This window comes from Desulforhopalus vacuolatus, from assembly GCF_016918505.1.
GTDB lineage: Bacteria > Desulfobacterota > Desulfobulbia > Desulfobulbales > Desulfocapsaceae > Desulforhopalus > Desulforhopalus vacuolatus.
Genome location: NZ_JAFFPZ010000001.1, coordinates 39,105 through 57,353, shown reverse-complemented (window position 1 = coordinate 57,353; position 18,249 = coordinate 39,105). Strand labels below are relative to the sequence as shown.

Genomic DNA, 18,249 nt, shown 5'->3' with positions numbered 1-18,249 from the left:
TCCCGCCTCACTGATCACCAATCTCAGTCAACGCCTTTACTAACAGTCTGCGCATTTTTTCCTCCGCGTCTTTCAATTTTTGTTCTGATCCGCCATGAGCCGCGAAAAAATCGCGGCAGACACTCATGCGCTCCTTTCCCCAGTCCCTCGTGAAATTTTCATCAGCACCATTCTCCTGCATCTTCTCATAGTCGCGGCGGCCGTGTGCCCAGTTGATGATATGACGGTAGTAGAGCAGGGCGCGGTTGAGCAGAATGAAAAGCAGGTTTATCTCTTTTACCGGGCCGATCTGCAGTTGTTCACTGGCGAGAGAGGGCAGAGGAATGCCAAGAATTTTCTTTTGGCCTGCAAGGTTTTCACTGCCCCATATTGCCCCGATACCGCCGAGAAGCCCGCCGACGGTGGCAAAGAGACCAAAGCTTGAGCCAAGAGTCATGGCGTCGAGCCCCAGACCGGCTGCTGCTCCGCCAAGAGCACCGGTAAGCATCAGTTGTGATTTACTCAGGCCGAGCAATTCCCAGTTCCGTTCATCAAGAATATCGCTGTGCAGCAGGGAATGGGGAGGGAGCTGGTAGTTGAAGATGTTATGTTTGTAGAGGGCGCGAAGTCTGGATTGGGCCAGATGTTCTTCGGCCGTGAGCTTTCTGCCATATTTTTCCAGCAGTTTCTTCCGGGTTGACTCCAGCCGGTTCTCTTCCAGAATTTTTCCACTCACTTCCAGACGCAGGCAGGTACTGAGCAGCTCGACAATAATGGCAGCCGACTGTTCGTTCCGTTCTGCCCAGTCCCGGCGGAAGGCTTTTACCACTTCGCCCAGGGCAGGCTGCCAGTCCTGGTCAATGGATTTCAGTGCCTCAAGTAAAGAGATACGCTCTGCCCAGGAAGCGCGGTGGGCATTAAAGATACGGCTGGAGTTGAAATTTTTCCGAAACTCCAGCTTCCACCCCTCAAGATATTCAGTGACGCCATCCTTGCAGTTGATGATCGCCATGCGTGGTTTACCGGTGAGGCGCAGAATTTCCATCTCGGTACGATCAACCCGCCGGACCGGCCGTGAACCGTCCACCACATAGATTATGCCTGCTCCCGCAGAGACCGGTGCGAGGAGTTCCCGGTCATCGTGCAGTTCGGGAATCTCCTGCGCAAAGGTGCGGAAGGCTGCCAGCGGATCGCTCTCGGTCTCGACCATCCTGCGCAGTTCCACCAGCACCCGGCCGGGGTTCTGAAAGCCGGGAGTATCGGTAAAACGCAGCACTTCGCGGCTGTCTATCACTACCGGAAACGTGCGGCATTCGCGGGTCTCACCGGGGGTGTCACTGATGCGTACTGAATCGTCCTCAGCGAGAGTGGAGAGAACAGAGGACTTCCCCTCGTTGGGGTGGCCCATAATGGCAAATTCAGGAATCATGCGTCGTTCTCCTGTGCAATAAGGGGAAAAAGATGGAGATAAGGATCGGCAAGCGCTTCCACTTTTTGTTTCCAGATGGTGAAGTCACGGCGGGTTACCGGTGTGAACAGGGTCCCGCTGCGACGGCCGACAAGAGCGATGGAGATAACCATATCGCCAGGGATGGCCGCACGAATTTCTCCCAGATAGCTGAGAAAATCAACCAGCGGCACCATCCATCCTTCAAGAATGATGACGATGCCCTCTTTCTCCAACCATTCCTTTTTGATGCGCTCCAAAAGCTGCTGATCCTCCTCCCAGCCACTCTGGCAGGGCAGGACGGCGAGTGGGGTAAACCCCGATTCGGTTAATGTGGCGGTAATCTCGTCTTGCGGGCTGGAGAGCTGTTCGTAGAGGTCAATGCCGACAAGCACCAGTTGCTCGCTGAGATATCTCGACGGTGTCTCATGTTCAACAGTCACAGGTGCATGGAATATGGGAGATGTTCCGGTATCTGGTTTTGTTTCTCTCCCGGAAACCGTTTCGCGCAGGGCTTCTGCCGGGGCCTGCGTGGTGACCAGCGGGGTTCCCATACGGCGGAGAAGACTTTTGCATTGGGGGCTGTTGATCGGCAGATGGGCCAGTGCAGTATTGTTCCGCCACTTGCCGAAGAAGAGAAAGGCGAAACGGGTGAGTACGCCATAAACGAGGAGGCACATTACGAGGAACGGCCACCACGAAGTGAGGTCAGCGGTGACGAGGTGGTAGATATTATCTTTGAGGATGATGCGGCTGCCGGCAATTGCCTCAAGGCCCGGAGCAGCGTTGCTGCCGAGCAGCCAGGACCAGGGCAGGGCAAGGGTCTGCACAATAGCATGGACTGCTGTATCACTGAACTGGATGGTGGACTGCCAGCCGAAGGCGAGGTCGCTGGTGGTAATCTTGATCAGGGTGACGGTGAGCAGAACAATATTGAAGGTGAAGCCGAAAAGTTGGGTGAGACAGAAAAAAAGCCAATAGAAGAGGTGGCCATAGCGTCCACTCTTCACCCGGGCGAGGGCGAAGGCCTGATTGATACTGTTCTGACGCCCGGCGCTCATGCGTGATAGCCAGCCCCGGCGCAGCCAGCTGCTGCAGGTGCTGAAACTGCGCTCCAGCAGCAGACTGTAAAACCCGGGCAGACGGAACTGTGGAAGTAGCCTGCGCAGCAGAGAAGAGGAGAACCGCAGTAGAATCAGCAGCAGCTGGGTACCGATGAAAAGGAGCAGGAACTGAAAGACGTTTACCGGTGTTTTGCCCGTATAGGAAAAAAAGGCAAGTCCGGCCAGTGCCCCGAAGAGAACACCCAGTATAATTACTGCGAGGGAGGCAAAGCGTACTGTGTCGTCAAAGATTTCACCAGGGTTGCGGCTGTCGGCAGCGGGAAATTCCTGTTGTATCCGGGCCTGAATCCAGCCGGAGAGTTTCGCCGTCTGTGAAAGGGAAAAAACCTTCGTCTGCTCCTTTTCGAGGGCAAGGCAGATCTCGCGATCTCTCTTGTGCAGAGCGGCAGGGGCTTTCTCCCTGTCTTCATGAAAGAGGTATTCCAAATTTATGATGTCGGACAGTTTTAATTGATTTTTCATGGGCGCACTATAACAGAATAATGGTGGAGGGAACCTCGAAAAAGGATTTCTGGGATCTTCTTTTTCGGTTTCCGGCAAAGATTGCTGTCTGGAGCTGTAAGGGAAGTTGGTTGCAGAAATTATTGCAGGAAGGTTGAATCCTCAATATAGCGTTTTTTCTTTTTCTTTTTAATGTGCTCAGTATCAATGATCACGAGACCGTCAACGCAGTTCCCGAAATCAGGATCAACGTTGAAGTCGAGAAAAAGTGCCCCGCCAGGGTCGCACAGTTCGGTGTACTGCTTGTAAAGTGGTGGAACGGCGGTGCCGAGATTGGCAAGCAGAGCCTTGAGACGGGTGAAGTCGGCACGGTAGTTGCCGCCGATAAATTCCTTCTCCAGTATGGCCATATCGGCTTTGTAGCGGAAGGGGGTTCTTGAGCAGCGTTCTTCCGCCGAATCTTTAAAATAAAGGCAATAGAAATAAACCATCAGGTCGCGGGCCAGCACCGGCATGGAGTTGGAAATGCTCACCGTACCAAAGAGATAGCGTGCCTGCCGGTTTTTACGCAGCCAGGCACCGATACCATACCAGAGGTAGTCGAGGCTGCGTTTTCCCCAGTAGCGCTGCTGCACAAAACTGCGGCCGAGTTCCACCCCCGAATCAAGAAACCAGGAGTGTTTCTCCTCATATTTGAAGAGAGTGGCGCTGTAGAGTTCCTTGATTCCCCGCTCCCGGCGTACCTCCGCCGCGTTGGCAAAACGATAGGCCCCGGCAATTTCAAGGTCATTTTCATCCCAGAGGATGATGTGCTGGTAGTACTGATCAAATTTATCGATATCTCGGCGCATTCCGGTTCCTTCACCTATCGCGCGAAAGGTCTCCTCCCGCAGGCGTCCCACCTCCCGCATCAGCGGGGAAGGCCCATTCGGCTGGAAAAGATAGACCTTTTTCCCATCTGGAGTACACCCAAGCATTTCACTGTCGCCGATGGCATCCTTTATTTCCGCTTTTCTTTCTCCCCTCGCCACAGCATTCTCTGTCTTCAGGATTCCTTTAGCGTTGCGACCAATGCGATAGAGGTGTTTGCGCAGCAGTTCGCATACCTCAGCACGGGGCAGGTCGAAAGAGGAGAGTGTCTTGTCTGAGATAATGGCGCCAATGGTCAGTTTGATCCGCTTGTTGCGCTGTTTGATCATCTCACCCGCCAGCATCAGGGTGGAGAGGGGTTTTGCGATTACAGACGTGGCATAGAAAAGGGCTGAGTTATGGCCGGCAATATGAATCGGCAGGATGGGACTGTGAGTTTGGGTGGCAAACTTGAGGAAACCGCTGTGCCAGTGGCTGTCAATAATACCCCGGATTTGCAGCCGGGAAACTTCACCTGCGGGGAAAAAAATTACTGCGTGGTTGTTGTTAAGATGGTCAGATATATTCTGCAGTGCTTCTTTACGGCTTTTGCCATGCATGTTGTCGACAGGCAGCAGCATGGGACGTAACGGGTGCAGGGCCATCAGCATGTTATTGGCGACAATCTTCACATCGGTACGAATTTCAAAAATAAACTGCAGCAGAGCGAGGCCATCCAGAGAACCGATGGGATGGTTGGCAATGATGACCACTTTGCCTGAGGCGGGGATATTCTCCCGTTGACGGTTATCCACAGAATAACTGAAATCGAAGTAGTCAAGTACGCCCTCTACAAATTCGATGCCCTGCAACCAGGGAAAGTCACGGGCGAAAGAGGTAAACACCTTCTCGCGGAGAATATGACGTAACAGAGGACGGAGAACCGATGAGAGCAGGGGCTTTTTTTTCAGGGCCGGGTAGTGCCGTTCAAGTATCTCGTCAACAGTAAACATAGGTACCCATCAGTGATGTCATTCTCGGGAGAGGTTCTCACACGTGTGCACTGTTCCACTCGGATATTTTCTCTTTAAAAACAGGTAACTTCTCAAAAAAATATGGAAAAAGACAAGGAATTTTACCGCGAAGGACGCGAAGAACGCGAAAAGTAAAGATAACAACAGCAGTTCCCTGTTTGATTTAAAAAAGCTATTTTTTACGAGTTTTTGAGAAATTACTAAAATAGTATGCAACACTCTTCGAGTAAAGATAATTTTCAGGAGAGTTATCATGCAGTTCTGTGATAAACGAAAATGCTTTTCCTGACGAAAGATTTTAGCCGGAGGGGGAAATACTTTCTGCTCTTCTTGCGTTCCTGCTGGAAACGGGATATTTTTTGAAAAATGAAGACTGGTACCCCTCGAAGGGGAGACGTCACCAACAGCTGGACAACCTTATTATGACGAGCTGAATATGAATGTCCTTGCAGTAATATTGGGAGGAGGAACCGGGAGTCGACTGAAGCCGTTGACCCGTAACCGGGCCAAACCGGCTGTGCCCCTCGCCGGGAAATATCGCCTCGTGGATATCCCCATCAGCAACTGCATCAACAGTAAAATTTTTCGTATTTTTCTCCTTACCCAGTATAACAGTGCCTCCCTGCACAGACACGTTCAGGCAACCTATCAGTTTGACCAGTTCTCCGAGGGATTTGTTCACCTGCTTGCGGCGGAACAGACCCCGGAGTCCGGTGACTGGTTCCAGGGAACGGCGGATGCCGTACGTCAGACCATGGTGCATTTTCTTCGTTCAAAGCCCGAGTATGTCATCATCCTCGCCGGGGATAACCTTTTCCGTATGGATTTCCGCACTCTTCTCCGCAGTCATATTTACAGTGCGGCGGATGTCACAGTTTGTACTACTCCGGTGGCAGCGGAGGACGCCACAGGTTTTGGTATTCTCCATGCCCGGACGGACAGCGTTATTGACCGCTTTATAGAAAAGCCTGCTCCGGAAGAGCTCACCAGTGAGTTTGCCTCTCCGGATGATCCGCAGAAGTTTCTTGCCAGTATGGGAATTTATGTCTTTAACTTTGAGGCGTTGAAAGAGCTGTTGCTTGATGAGATTCACAATGACTTCGGGCGCGATATTATTCCGAATGCCCTGGATACGCACCGTGTCTGCAGCTATATTTTTAACGATTACTGGAAAGATATTGGTACGATTCGCTCTTTCTGGCGCACCAATCTTGAGCTCTGCCAGGAGAATCCTCCCTTCTCTTTTTATGTCAATGACAACCGCATTTTTACCCGTCCGCGGTTTCTTCCTCCGGCGAAGGTGATCAACTCCACTCTGGACAGGGTAATTCTTTCGGAGGGCTGTCAGGTATACAACGCGGAGATTAAAAATTCGGTGATCGGGCTGCGGATTGTGGTGCGGGGGGGGGCAAAGATCAGCAATTCGGTCCTGCTCGGGGGTGATTACTTTGAAGAGGATTTCTTCGGGAATGCTATTCCTCCCGGTGTAGGCCGGAACTGCCGTATCGAAAACGCCATTATTGATAAAAACTGCCGTATAGGAAATGGCGTGATCATTTCTCCCAGGGGACTGGAAGAGGGGGATTACGACCTTTATTCGATCCACGACGGGATCATTGTTATTCCACGTGGAGTCGAGCTTCCCGATGGCTGGCGGCCTGGAGGGAACAATGCACTTTAAGAATCTGCGACCGGGAGCAGCAAAGGTTCTTACTCTGCTTACCAGCCGGAACTGTCGAATTATCCATCGTGCGGGCATTTATATACCAGCTTTCCTTTCCCGGAGTAACGGTGCCCCGGCAACGCTGGCGTGGTCGAAGTTATTACGGAAGTTTGCCCGTATGAGTGGAGATGACTTTTTGCGCAGTTATGAATTACGGGAGAAGGGGTGGACACTCCTGCCCTCGCCGACTCCCGCATTCGATACAGCCTGGTATCTGCTGCGTTACTTTCCAGACGGACTGGAAGAAAATCCGCTGGTGCACTATCTGCTCAAGGGAAAAGAGGCTGGACTTGTTCCCGGACCTTTTGCCCTTAAAGGGGCAACACTGACAGCGGATGAATCGCCAGGCCCCTGGTTCGACGAGGAGTACTATCTCGACAAAACGCCGTTTCTCGCCAGAGTTGCTGAAACGCTGCTGGAGCATTATAAACTCCACGGCTCCAGGGAGGGAAAGTCTCCGATCCCCGTGTTTGATCCGCAGTTTTACCTTGCCGGATTGTCGCAGGAACAGCGTCAGCGGGCGCAGGAAGATCCGATCTCCCACTATATTTGCTGTCTCGCGACCGAGCGGATCTCGGCCGCCCCTTCACCTCACTTTGAGCAGGAATTTTACCCGCAGGGGCTGCTCCACTATCTCAGCCATGGAGTACATGACGGTGTGGTAACCGACCGGCAGGTTCGCCGCCTTGAGCGACGGCCGCAGATTTCCGTTCTTGTGCCGGTATTCAAACCCAATCTGCACTATTTGAACAACTGTATCCGTTCGGTACTCTATCAGGCATACCCGGACTGGGAGCTTTGCATCGTGGATGATGGCAGTGGTGATTCTGAGGTGCATTGTCTGCTGGAGAACTTTGCCGCAGAAGACTCTCGCATCAGGGTGCATTTCTGCGAGGAAAATGGCGGAATCTCTGCAGCTACCAACGCTGCCGAGTTGTCTGCCACCGGTGAATGGCTCCTTTTTCTCGACAACGATGATGAACTGAGTCCGGATGCACTCCTCAAAATAGCGATCGCCATTGGAGAAAGCAGGGCAGATTTCATCTACAGCGATGAGGATCTTATCGGAGATGATGCCTCGCGTTTTTCCATCTTCCGTAAACCTGATTACAATCCGCGTCTGCTTCTTTGCCATAATTACATTGTTCATCCCGTAGCAGTGTCCCGGCAGCTTTTTGAGCAGGCGGGTGGTCTCGACAGCCGATTTGATGGTGCTCAGGATTATGATCTGATGCTTAAGCTCAGCGAACTGAGTACGCCGTATCACATTCCAGAGATTCTCTACCACTGGCGTGCTTCCGACAGCTCTACCTCCATCAACCACAGTGAGAAAAATTATGCTGGCGAGGCGGGCAGAGCAGCTCTGGCAGATGCCCTGCAGCGACGCGGTATCGTCGGTGAGGCAGAGTATGGAGATCATAACTTCTACTACCGCATTACCGGCCGTCCTAGCGGGAAGGTGCAGCTTTTCGCCTTTTTCCCCGAAGGTACAGAGGAGGTTGTCAAGGCTGCCCGGCTGCTCGAAGAGAGTCGGGGTGACAATGAGCTGATTCTTGTCGTACCGCAGCAGGTTGCTGTGGCAGCAGAAGATTTCTTCTCCGGGAGTACAGCAACCCTCTTTGTAGTTCCGGATAACAGTGGCTGGATCGATGCCATACAGCATGCCGTGCTCTCTCGACGAGAGGAGTGTGCGGAGTATCTGGCTTTTGTTACGTTACCTTTTCTCTCACTCTCCTCTGACTGGATCGAAAGATTGCTGGGATCCTTTTACAATGACAATGTCGCCGCAGTCTGTGGGCGCTGTTTGGTGGAGGGACAGCCCGAATCGATGCTGCTTCCTGCTCTTAAGGATTCTTCGATAGAGGCCTTTATCAATTTTTTGCAGAGTCATCCCCTGCATATAAATGGCCATTTCCCGCAGGATATGTTCCTGCCCGTACCGGAACTGCTGATGGTGCGGGCGGACTGCTTTATCAGGGCGGGGGAATTTTCTGACAGAGAGGAGTGGCCTGTTGTGGCCTTTGCGGATCTTGGCATGCGGCTGCACGGAGAGGGGTTTGCTTGTCTCTATATGCCTGATGCGAAAATTGTACTGCGGGAAAAAACTGAAAGAAAACAGAGTACACTGCGGAAAAGAATGCAGAAGAAAGTTCTTTTTCAACAGAAATGGCGGAAAGAACTGCAGGGTTTTGAGACCTTTACCAATCATGGAATCTTTCGTGATGCAGGACTGGAAGACGCGGTCTTTGACAACTGGTTTTATGGAGATTTCAGGGAGTAAAAACAATACGGGCGGGAGATCAGCTTCCGCCCGGTACTCTTACTTTGCATACTTTTTCCCAATCCAGGCGATGATGTCATCGCTTTCATACATGGAGTGATCTCCATCGATGAGGAAGGGTACCATCGCCTTGCCACCTGTCTTCAGAACCATGTCTCGACCGGGTGTCCCCGCCTGTGCATTAATAATAATGTAGTCTTCTTTTTCCTTCAGTCCCATTTTCTCAACAGCGTTCAGCACTTTATTGCAATAGGGGCAGTCCGCACGTAGATACAGTTTGATCATGTTTTTTCCTCAAAGATGTTTTTTGGGTACCTTGAATAATCTTGTATTTCGTTCATATTCGAGGCACAGGAGGAAATTTACCGCAGGTATATGATTGATATCGGAGTCTATCGCTTACCTCCGAGGATAAATTTTTTACTGTAACGAAGAAGATGGGCGAAAGACTGGTTATTCAAGGTTCCCTTTTTTCAGGTTCGGGTTCCGATTCCCTTCCAGAGCAGCCACCAGTTGATGGAGAAGAGGGTGATGGAGAAGATTCCCAGCATGCCCGCTCCCACCCAGACGTTGATACTGCTGATGCCGAGGAAGCCGAAGCGAAAGCCATTTACCATGTAGACTATAGGATTGATCTTCGAAACTGTCTGCCAGAAATCCGGCAGCAGTGAAAGGGAGTAAAAAACGCCGCCGAGATATGTCAGTGGCGTAATGACGAACGTGGGGATGATAGTGACATCGTCAAACTTTTTGGCAAAAATGGCATTGAGCATTCCGGCAAGAGAGAAGGTGAAACTTGTCAGGATGGCAAAGAGAAGAATAAAGAAGAGATTGTGGACCGGCAGAGTGACAAAGATGAGGCTGACGAGGCTGACCAGAATTCCCACCATGAGCCCGCGGGTCATGCCACCGGAGACGTAGCCGAGGATTATCACCCAGGTTGGTGCGGGGCTGACCAGCAGTTCTTCTATGTTACGTTGAAACTTGGCACTGAAGAAACTCGAAACGGTATTGGTATAGGAGTTGGTAATGATTGCCATCATGATCAGTCCCGGGGCTATGAAGGCCATGTAACTGTATCCTTCAATGTTTCGCAGCTGGGAACCGATAAGGTCGCCGAAGATGAGGAAGTAGAGAGTGATGGTGATCACCGGTGGCACAAGAGTCTGGACCCAGATACGGAAAATGCGGGTAATCTCTTTGCGAACGATGGAGCGGAGACAGATGAGGCTGTAATTCATATCAGTGTTTCACCATTTCGAGGAACAGCTCTTCGAGGCGATTGCTTTTGTTGCGCATGGAATCAATAATCACCGCATTGGCGCTGAAGTGAGAGAAAATCTCATTAAGGGACAGTTCTTTTGGTTTGTTGAACTCCACTCTGGTGTCGTGCAAACGCACAAAAGGAATACCCCCGAGGGCTGGTATTTCTGGCAGTGGTTCGCGGCTCTCAAAAAGTAACACCTCGTGGTTAAGCTTGTGGAGAAGATCCCGTGTGCTGCTGCTGGCGATTATCCGGCCCCCGTTAATAATGCCAATCTTGTTGCAGAGCTGTTCTGCCTCTTCGAGATAGTGGGTCGTGAGGATGATGGTGCGTCCCTCAGCGGAGAGTTCTTCGAGAAACTCCCACATGCCCCGGCGCAGTTCCACATCTACTCCGGCGGTGGGTTCATCAAGAATGAGCAGTTTTGGCTCGTGGATAAGTCCGCGGGCGATCATCAGCCGTCGTTTCATACCGCCAGAAAGCTGGCGCGCCTGATTGTCGCGTTTGTCCCAGAGACTGAGGCGTTTAAGGTAGATTTCTGCCCGGGAGAGAGCTTCCTCTCGTTTCAGGCCGTAGTAGCCGGCCTGCTGGATGACGATATCTATTACCTTTTCAAACTGGGAGAAGTTGAACTCTTGAGGAACAACACCGAGCATCCGTTTGGCCGCCGGGAAATCTCTGTCGATATCAATACCGAAAACCTCTACCCGGCCGCTGGTTTTGGTGACCAGTGAGGTGATAATACCGATGATGGTGGTCTTACCCGCACCATTAGGGCCGAGGAGACCGAAAAAATCTCCTTCGTCAACCTCCAGGTTGACGCCCTTGAGTGCCTCAAAACCGCCTTTATAGGTTTTGTGCAGATCTTCGATCTTCAGTGTGGTCATGTTGCATTACCTGTTGTAACGGTAAGGGGACTGGCGACGGCGTTTGTATAGTACCAGTACGATGAGACAGAGGGCGAGACCGGCAAGAAGTCCCCAGATGAAGGTCATGTAGTTGTGACCACTTTCTTTTCCCGGGGCCTGCGGGGCGGCGCCTGTTGCTCCGGGAACAGGGCTGGTGTTACTCTCAAGGATTTGTATGGCAGCTCCGGGATCACGTTTGTGCTGTTGGTCAGCGGAAACGTTTTTCCCCTGTGGTGTAACAGTGGTTACGGCCGAGCCTGTAGTAGTGCTGCCAGACCGCAGTGCCGTCAGACCACGCAGAAGAAGCTCACGGGCCCGTGCGTCGCGAGTGAGGCGCTTGCTGCTGCCCATGACAATGGCGATCACCCGCTTGCCGTCGCGATGGGCAGTGGCGACAATGGAGTAGCCCGCAGCCTTGAAGTAACCGGTTTTCAAACCGTCGCATTCTACCATGTCATCAAGGAGATTGTTATGATTACGCATGATGAATTCGCCGTTGCGGAAGTCTTTCTCTTTGGTGCTGGCAAGTTTCAGGGTCAGGGGATTTTTCACAAGATATTGCGCAAGCAGAGCAAGATCTTGTGCGGTAGTTACGTCCACATCCTGTCCTTTAGAGGGCGGCAGGCCATGTACTGTGTAGAAGTGGGAATGGGTCATCCCCAGCTCTTTCGCCTTGTTGTTCATCATCTCAACGAAGGCTTCTGTGGAACCGGCTGCGTGGAGAGCAAGCGCTACCGCCGCATCGTTGGCGGATTGAACCATCAGGGCGTAGAGAAGATCCTCTACACTGAAACTCTCCTTGGGATCAAGATAAACCTGTGAACCACCCATTGATGCTGCTTCGGGGGTTATCTGCACCATGTCGGAGAGGCTGATGCGACCCTTTTGCAGCTGGTCGAGAATTACGGCAAGGGTCATGCTTTTCAGGACCGAAGCTGGCCAGACGGGGGTGTTACTGTTAGACTCAAAGAAAACTTTACCGGTGTCGGCGTCGAGAGCGAGCGCCGAAACATAGGGGTCTCGGGAGCTGGTGTCGAGGTGCCTGCGCGCGGCGAAGCCTTCGCCGGGAAGGAGCAGAAGCAGAAGTATAATGAGAATGGCCCGATTCATAGTTTCCTCTCTCTGATGACTACAGTGAAAAAGATTGAGATTGAGCAACTTCAATGGCGAGTTGGGAACGTGCTTCGGCATCGGGCGATATTCCACGAGAACGACACCATTCGGGGAACGTTGCAAGATCGATAAATACTTTTATCACCTGGGTTCCGGCAGCTTCAACTTCCTGCTGTTTGGCCTCGGCACGCTCGTGCCAGGATTGCCAGGTCAGGGGCAGGAGATCCCTGTCGGAAAAGAACTCCAGCAGAGCCGGGTATTCCTCTTCACGATACCACACCATCGCCGTGATGGAGGGAGATTGCGCGTTTTTTTCAGTTGACTGCCCGCGAAGTGCGCTGGCGGTTTTTGCCGAACCTGTGAAGGCCTTTTTCTTTGCCATTGAATTACTCCTGGAGAATATCCTTTAGGGTTTCTTTTACAGTATAAGCACAACAAAATATCCCAGTGGGTCAAAGATGTAAAGAGGGGGACCGAAAAGAGCCTGTCTGCCCGGTGTTACAGGGCCGCGAAAAAAGGAAAAACGGACGGCTGTCTGATCTGGAGTCCGAGCATGGGGCGATTCGGGGAATTGTCTGACCGCTGTCTGTTGCACAGCTGTGAAGGATTGCATCCCGTCATTTTCGGCTTATTATTTGGGGAGTATTCATGCCCATAATTTCAGGAAAAGGAGACAGCATGGCTGAAGAAATTATTCTCGATAAAATCGAAGAGCCCGAAGAACGATTCCTCGTTGTTCCTTCTGAAAAATTACCGGAGGAGATTGTAATTATTCCGGTGCACGACCGCCCCATGTTTCCGAAGATGATGGGACCGATCGTTATTGACGATGTCAACCTCGGGAAAATGGTGCTCAAGTTTCTCAAAGAAGACCGGCCACTTTATTTTGGTGTCCTGTTACAGAAAACTGCCGGTAACGGGGATGTTGTCCCGCCTGCGGGTAGAGAGGATTTTCACTCGATGGGTACCGTCGGGCGAGTGATGCAGGTTTCTCCGCCCAAAGAGGGAAAGCCTTTGCAGGTGCTGGCCCAGGCGCGGGAGCGCTTTGAGGTGAAGTCGATACGTAAGAGCGATAACCTCTTCTTTGCCAGGGTGGAGTATCGTGAGACCTCCGGCAACACCCGCAGTGATGAGATTAAGGCTTACTCCGGAGCCATTATTGACTGTATCAAAGACCTTGTCAATCACAACCCGCTCTTCAAAGAGGGGTTAAATCTGCTCATTGAGCGTATCAACCTGAGTGATCCCGGATCGCTGGCTGATTTTGCTGCCTCCATGACGACCTCAAGTGGTGTTGAACTGCAGAAAATCCTCGAGATTCTTGATGTTCGGGAACGCCTTGAAGCAGTACTGGTTCTGCTGCGCAATGAAGTGGAGATCTCGCAGTTGAAGGCGAAAATTTCCGGGCGCATTGAGGAGCAACTTTCTAAACAGCAACGGGAATTTTTTCTCAAGCAGCAGCTCAGGGAAATAAAAAAAGAGCTGGGGCTGGCCAAAGATGACAATGAGGCCGAGGTAGAGAAGTTTGAGAAACGTCTGAAAAAATTAAAACCCTCGGAGGAGGCACTGAAGGCTGTTAACGAGGAGATGGAGAAGATAAAACTGCTCGGTCCCTCTTCTCCAGAATTTAATGTCAGCCGTAATTATCTTGACTGGCTTACCCAGCTTCCCTGGGGCATCTATTCCAAAGACAGTTATAATGTAAAGCAGGCGCGAAAAATCCTCGATAACGACCACTACGGCCTGCAGGATGTGAAAGACCGCATTCTTGAGTTAATCTCCGTGGGGAAACTGAAGGGGGACCTTTCCGGCACCATCCTGCTGCTGCAGGGCCCTCCCGGTGTGGGGAAAACGTCTATCGGCCGTTCGGTGGCGCGCAGTCTCGGGCGTACGTTTTACCGTTTCTCCCTCGGCGGGATGCGTGATGAAGCGGAGATCAAGGGACATCGACGGACCTATATAGGGGCCATGCCAGGGAAAATTCTCCAGGCGGTAAAGAGTTGCAAGACGGCTAATCCGGTAATCATGCTGGATGAGATCGACAAGGTCGGCGTAAGCTATCAGGGTGATCCCGCATCGGCCCTGCTGGAGGTCCTTGATCCCGAGCAGAACCGCGACTTTCTTGATCACTACCTTGATGTACGCTTTGATCTGTCGAAAATCCTCTTCATCTGTACGGCCAACCAGATGGACACCATCCCCGGCCCGTTGATGGACCGCATGGAGGTGATCCAGCTTCCCGGGTACATCCTTGAGGAAAAGGTGGAAATTGCCCGGCGTCATCTTATTCCCAGACAGATCAAAGAGCATGGTCTGACGGAGAAGCAGGTTATTATCTCCAAGGGCGTATTAAGTGAGATTATAGACGGCTGGGCGCGGGAGGCCGGAGTGCGGGGCCTGGAAAACTGCATTAAAAAAATACTGCGCAAGTCGGTTGCCAGAGTGCTGGAGGCGCCGGACGAGGAGATTCGCATCCATAAAAGTGAGTTGCGGGACCTGCTCGGTAAACGATGGTTCTCGAAAACCTCTCCTTTCAGTACTCCGCGGGTGGGCGTGGTTACGGGCCTTGCCTACACCAGTTTTGGTGGTACGACTCTGCCCATTGAAGCGGTGCCCATTCTCACCGGTTCCCCTGGTTTCAAGCAGACCGGACAGCTCGGCAAGGTGATGGTGGAGTCTTCAGAGATTGCCTACAGTTATATTCGTTCAATCGTGAAGAAGAAAACGGAGATGGAGTTCTTTCGCAAACACCTCATTCATCTCCATGTTCCCGCCGGAGCTACGCCGAAAGATGGCCCTTCCGCCGGGATTACCATGGCCTGTGCCCTCTATTCACTGGTGACAAAAAGACCTCTTCGTGAAGGGGTTGCCATGACCGGGGAGCTGAGTTTGACAGGTCTCGTGATGCCCATTGGCGGGGTGAAGGAGAAGATGATTGCCTCGCGGCGGGCGAAAGTGAAAGAAGTGTTGCTGCCGGAGGAGAACCGGGAGGATTTTGAGATGTTACCCGAGCATATTCGCAAGGGGTTGAAGGTGCATTTCGTCAGTAATTTTGATGAAGCGAGGGAAATCTGTTTCCCTTGAAAGACCTGTGATGTTGAATTGGTTGCATATCGGTTGCATATCAAAAGGGGGAGTGCCAGTGGCGCTCTCCCTTTTTTCTGTGCAGATCTTTCTGGGACAAGGCAGAATGACACAGATAAAGAGTGCAGCAAAGACGGTGTTATATCATTTACATTTTGTATTGATCAGAGAACGCGACTGCGTAGACATCTTTTTTGGCGATTGCGAATGAGTAATAATTCATGTTTATCCGTGTCCATTCGCGGTTCCTTTTGTCATTTTTAACCACGAATAGATAAACAGGATACAAAATTGATCACAATGGTGATAACGGTGGCATTCATCACTGGTGAAAATCAGTACAACAGTGATTCCAGCGATGATGTGTAGACAAGGCATGCCTTGTCTACACGGTGACGGTAAACGTAACGATAACGGTGGAATGACTTGTAACACATGGAATAAACTGGTAGCAATGTTCTGTTTAATTAAAATATTTTTTTAAAGTTTTTTTGCCTTTATTCGCATGTTTAGAGCTTTCCTTTGGCAAAAAGTTTTTCGCTGTTCCGTCTTTTGCTTTTCCCTGTCTCCCATCCCCCTGCCTGTCAATTCGCCAATAGAAAATGGCACTCAGTAAGGTCATAACTTAATAGGAATAGTATTAATCAGTTGTCCCGGGAGTTCACGCCAGTTATCTTCCACTCAGTGGGGAAATACATCCAGCCCAAAAGTGCCGAGTCCGAGAGTGACGAAACCGGTAATGATGGATGATGGTAAAAAGAGTGTCTGCAGCAGTTTGACCTTTACGAGAACCCTCTTCATATAGTGTACTATAGTGCATAGCAGCTGAGTTGAGCCGGCAGATACTGCTAACGTATCAATATATCGACAACTATAAATTCAAAAGAGTGTCGTTTCACCAGCCAGGGACTAAAATATTTTCACAGACCTTAAACTTGAACGAAAAGTCATTTCTGGACAGGCCTCAACACATTCAATTTTCGTGGATGCTGCGGTCTGTTCTCCGCATTTTTCACAAGCATATTTTTTCGGAATTTAGAGTAACTGAGCATGGAGCAGTTATTGGCTGTTCTTTTACTTTTTGTTGCCGAGGAGTTAAGGAGTTAAACGATGTATCATCGGTTACTACAAATCTTTATTGCAACACAGGACCCTCAACTCGAAAGGCTTCTCCATGAGGTGCAACCGGAGGAAAAGTTTTCACATCAGTTTCTCAGCTCTCCAAATGTCGATGAAGCCAACTTGAACGAATACTCGGTCATTATCCTTGATTTTGAAACCGTTACGCCGGAATCTATGGAGCACATTCAGGCTGTCAAAGATGAACACGTTGCCGTGATAGGTTGTTTTACTCCCGAGAGTTTGCCCATTCTGGCGAAGAGTTACCACCTCTTTGACCAGGTCTGGATCAAACCTTTTGTCGGTGGCAAGCCCCAGACTTCTTTTGCCAGGATCTTAAAGCGTTTTAAAGAACGAGAAGAGTCTGTACTTGGCGAAAAATGTCTGGATACCTTGATAGACAGTCTCCCCGACTTGATTTGGTTCAAAGATGTGCGGGGATCCCATCTGAAAGTCAACGACAGTTTCTGCCGGACCGTCAATAAAACGAAGGCTCAGATAAAAAATCGTGGGCATTATTACATCTGGGACCTTGAACCTGATGAATACGGCCAGGGCGAATATATCTGTCTGGAGTCCGAAGAAATTGTTCTCAATAAAAAGGAAACCTGCCTGTTTGAAGAAACTGTGAAATGCGGTGATGAACTTCGTAAGTTTAAAACCTATAAATCACCGATCTTAGACACCGATGGTAAGGTTATCGGTACAGTTGGGTGCGCCCACGATGTAACCGGCTTACAGAATTTGCTGGTCGAATTGAATATTTTGATTGAGGGACTGCCTTTTGCCGTCATGGTGACGGACAAAGACAGGAATATTACAAGTGTTAACCAAAAATTTATCGACATCTTTGTTCTTGATCGTACCGAGTTCATCGGGAAAAAAGTTGAATTTTTAATCGATGAATCCAAATCATTTACGCGCAGTAAAAAATGGATTATCGAGAAGGGAAAAGAGGGTACGTTGCTTCTTTCAAAAGATAAAGTCCTAAAAATTCATCAAGAAAGCCTTCTGGATATATTTGGCATACTGGCTGGTCATGTGTACCTTTTTATAGATATTACTCTCGAGCACCAATATAAAAACAAGCTGCTCATCGATGCTCACACCGATTATTTGACCAAACTGATGAACAGGCGCAGTCTTCAGGATTGTATGCGAAAAACCCCTTGTCAGTTGGGTACAGCACTGTTGCTTGCGGATCTTGATAACTTTAAGGCAGTCAATGATCAGCATGGTCACGATGAAGGAGACAAAGTACTGGTCGCCTTTTCCGTCTTGCTGCAGGAGCTTTTTCTCGCTGAAAATATATTTCGTCTTGGCGGCGATGAGTTTGCCATTATTCTTCCTCAGGTGGAAAGCGTGGACATGGCGAAACAGTGCGCTGAGCAATTGCGAACAGGGTTTGGAGTAAACGTTGCCCGGATGTTCCCGCACACAAATATCTCTGTCAGTATCGGAATTGCCGTGGTTGCCGATGATGACAGCGATTTCGGTGAATTGTTTAAAAAAGCAGATATGGCCCTTTATGACTCCAAAAAATCAGGGAAAAGCGCCTGTACTCTGTGGACTGCATAGCCTGTTTTTTGAACAAAATCGGTCTACGATTGGTGTGGGTGCTGGTAAATGTGTCGCACTTATTATACCATTCCTATTAAGTTGTGATCTTACTCAATGCCATTTTCGCTTTCTATTGGCGAATGTAAAGGCAGGGAACGGGAGAAAGGAGACGGGAGACGGGAGACAGGGAAAAGCAAAAGACGGAACAGCGAAAAACTTTTTGCCAACGAATAAAAGCTCGAAACATGCGAATAAAGGCAAAAAACTTTAAAAAAGATTTTAAAATTAAACAGAGAATTGCTGTTGTTCTATCTTTACTCTTT

The 18,249-nt window shown here is 50.3% G+C and carries 12 protein-coding genes; 4 read left to right on the top strand and 8 right to left on the bottom strand.

Annotated features, from left to right (window positions below; genetic code table 11):
• Window positions 1-7: 7 nt before the first annotated feature.
• The 3 genes from JWG39_RS00265 to olsF form a co-directional block, all read right to left on the bottom strand.
• Complete coding sequence (locus JWG39_RS00265) at window positions 8-1,408, bottom strand: GTPase/DUF3482 domain-containing protein (RefSeq protein ID WP_205217340.1); 1,401 nt, start codon at window positions 1,406-1,408, stop codon at window positions 8-10.
• A complete protein-coding gene (locus tag JWG39_RS00260; protein WP_205217339.1) occupies window positions 1,405-3,012 on the bottom strand; it encodes a DUF2868 domain-containing protein in 1,608 nt (535 codons plus the stop codon). The genes JWG39_RS00265 and JWG39_RS00260 overlap by 4 nt, the downstream gene beginning before the upstream one ends.
• A gap of 119 nt (window positions 3,013-3,131) precedes the next feature.
• Window positions 3,132-4,853 (bottom strand): bifunctional ornithine lipid synthase OlsF, encoded by a 1,722-nt coding sequence (gene olsF / locus JWG39_RS00255; RefSeq protein ID WP_205217338.1) that lies wholly within the window; start codon window positions 4,851-4,853, stop codon window positions 3,132-3,134.
• A 457-nt stretch (window positions 4,854-5,310) separates the two neighbouring features.
• Between olsF and glgC the strand changes: the two genes are divergently transcribed.
• A complete protein-coding gene (glgC, locus tag JWG39_RS00250; RefSeq protein WP_205217337.1) occupies window positions 5,311-6,555 on the top strand; it encodes a glucose-1-phosphate adenylyltransferase in 1,245 nt (414 codons plus the stop codon).
• Window positions 6,545-8,878, top strand: coding sequence for a glycosyltransferase family 2 protein (locus JWG39_RS00245; protein ID WP_205217336.1), 2,334 nt, complete (start codon window positions 6,545-6,547; stop codon window positions 8,876-8,878). The genes glgC and JWG39_RS00245 overlap by 11 nt, the downstream gene beginning before the upstream one ends.
• Window positions 8,879-8,917: 39 nt before the next feature.
• On the opposite strand, the gene JWG39_RS00240 is transcribed toward JWG39_RS00245, so the two are convergent.
• The 5 genes from JWG39_RS00240 to JWG39_RS00220 all read right to left on the bottom strand — a co-directional run bounded on the left by JWG39_RS00240 (window position 8,918) and on the right by JWG39_RS00220 (window position 12,545).
• Entirely contained in the window at window positions 8,918-9,160 is a 243-nt protein-coding gene (locus tag JWG39_RS00240; protein ID WP_369130551.1) for a glutathione S-transferase N-terminal domain-containing protein, read from the bottom strand.
• Between the two features lie 191 nt (window positions 9,161-9,351).
• Window positions 9,352-10,119, bottom strand: coding sequence for an ABC transporter permease (locus tag JWG39_RS00235; RefSeq protein ID WP_205217334.1), 768 nt, complete (start codon window positions 10,117-10,119; stop codon window positions 9,352-9,354).
• Window position 10,120: 1 nt separating this feature from the next.
• A complete protein-coding gene (locus tag JWG39_RS00230; RefSeq protein ID WP_205217333.1) occupies window positions 10,121-11,029 on the bottom strand; it encodes an ABC transporter ATP-binding protein in 909 nt (302 codons plus the stop codon).
• Between the two features lie 6 nt (window positions 11,030-11,035).
• On the bottom strand, window positions 11,036-12,160 hold the full coding sequence (locus tag JWG39_RS00225; protein ID WP_205217332.1) for a D-alanyl-D-alanine carboxypeptidase family protein: 1,125 nt from the start codon (window positions 12,158-12,160) through the stop codon (window positions 11,036-11,038).
• 19 nt (window positions 12,161-12,179) lie between these two features.
• The gene (locus tag JWG39_RS00220; RefSeq protein WP_240191902.1) at window positions 12,180-12,545 is read right to left on the bottom strand and encodes a hypothetical protein; all 366 of its coding nucleotides are present in this window, start codon (window positions 12,543-12,545) and stop codon (window positions 12,180-12,182) included.
• 296 nt (window positions 12,546-12,841) lie between these two features.
• Here JWG39_RS00220 and lon point away from each other — a divergent pair, with 296 nt between their 5' ends.
• Together lon and JWG39_RS00210 are read left to right on the top strand one after the other, a co-directional pair.
• Entirely contained in the window at window positions 12,842-15,247 is a 2,406-nt protein-coding gene (gene lon, locus JWG39_RS00215; protein ID WP_205217331.1) for an endopeptidase La, read from the top strand.
• A gap of 1,110 nt (window positions 15,248-16,357) precedes the next feature.
• Entirely contained in the window at window positions 16,358-17,944 is a 1,587-nt protein-coding gene (locus tag JWG39_RS00210) for a sensor domain-containing diguanylate cyclase (RefSeq protein WP_205217330.1), read from the top strand.
• Window positions 17,945-18,249 lie beyond the last annotated feature (305 nt).

Coding starts and splice junctions, on each gene's coding strand:
- JWG39_RS00265 (WP_205217340.1), bottom strand. CDS start 1,408: ATGATTCCTGAATTTGCCATTATGGGCCACCCCAACGAGGGGAAGTCC.
- JWG39_RS00260 (WP_205217339.1), bottom strand. CDS start 3,012: ATGAAAAATCAATTAAAACTGTCCGACATCATAAATTTGGAATACCTC.
- olsF (WP_205217338.1), bottom strand. CDS start 4,853: ATGTTTACTGTTGACGAGATACTTGAACGGCACTACCCGGCCCTGAAA.
- glgC (WP_205217337.1), top strand. CDS start 5,311: ATGAATGTCCTTGCAGTAATATTGGGAGGAGGAACCGGGAGTCGACTG.
- JWG39_RS00245 (WP_205217336.1), top strand. CDS start 6,545: ATGCACTTTAAGAATCTGCGACCGGGAGCAGCAAAGGTTCTTACTCTG.
- JWG39_RS00235 (WP_205217334.1), bottom strand. CDS start 10,119: ATGAATTACAGCCTCATCTGTCTCCGCTCCATCGTTCGCAAAGAGATT.
- JWG39_RS00230 (WP_205217333.1), bottom strand. CDS start 11,029: ATGACCACACTGAAGATCGAAGATCTGCACAAAACCTATAAAGGCGGT.
- JWG39_RS00225 (WP_205217332.1), bottom strand. CDS start 12,160: ATGAATCGGGCCATTCTCATTATACTTCTGCTTCTGCTCCTTCCCGGC.
- JWG39_RS00220 (WP_240191902.1), bottom strand. CDS start 12,545: ATGGCAAAGAAAAAGGCCTTCACAGGTTCGGCAAAAACCGCCAGCGCA.
- lon (WP_205217331.1), top strand. CDS start 12,842: ATGGCTGAAGAAATTATTCTCGATAAAATCGAAGAGCCCGAAGAACGA.
- JWG39_RS00210 (WP_205217330.1), top strand. CDS start 16,358: ATGTATCATCGGTTACTACAAATCTTTATTGCAACACAGGACCCTCAA.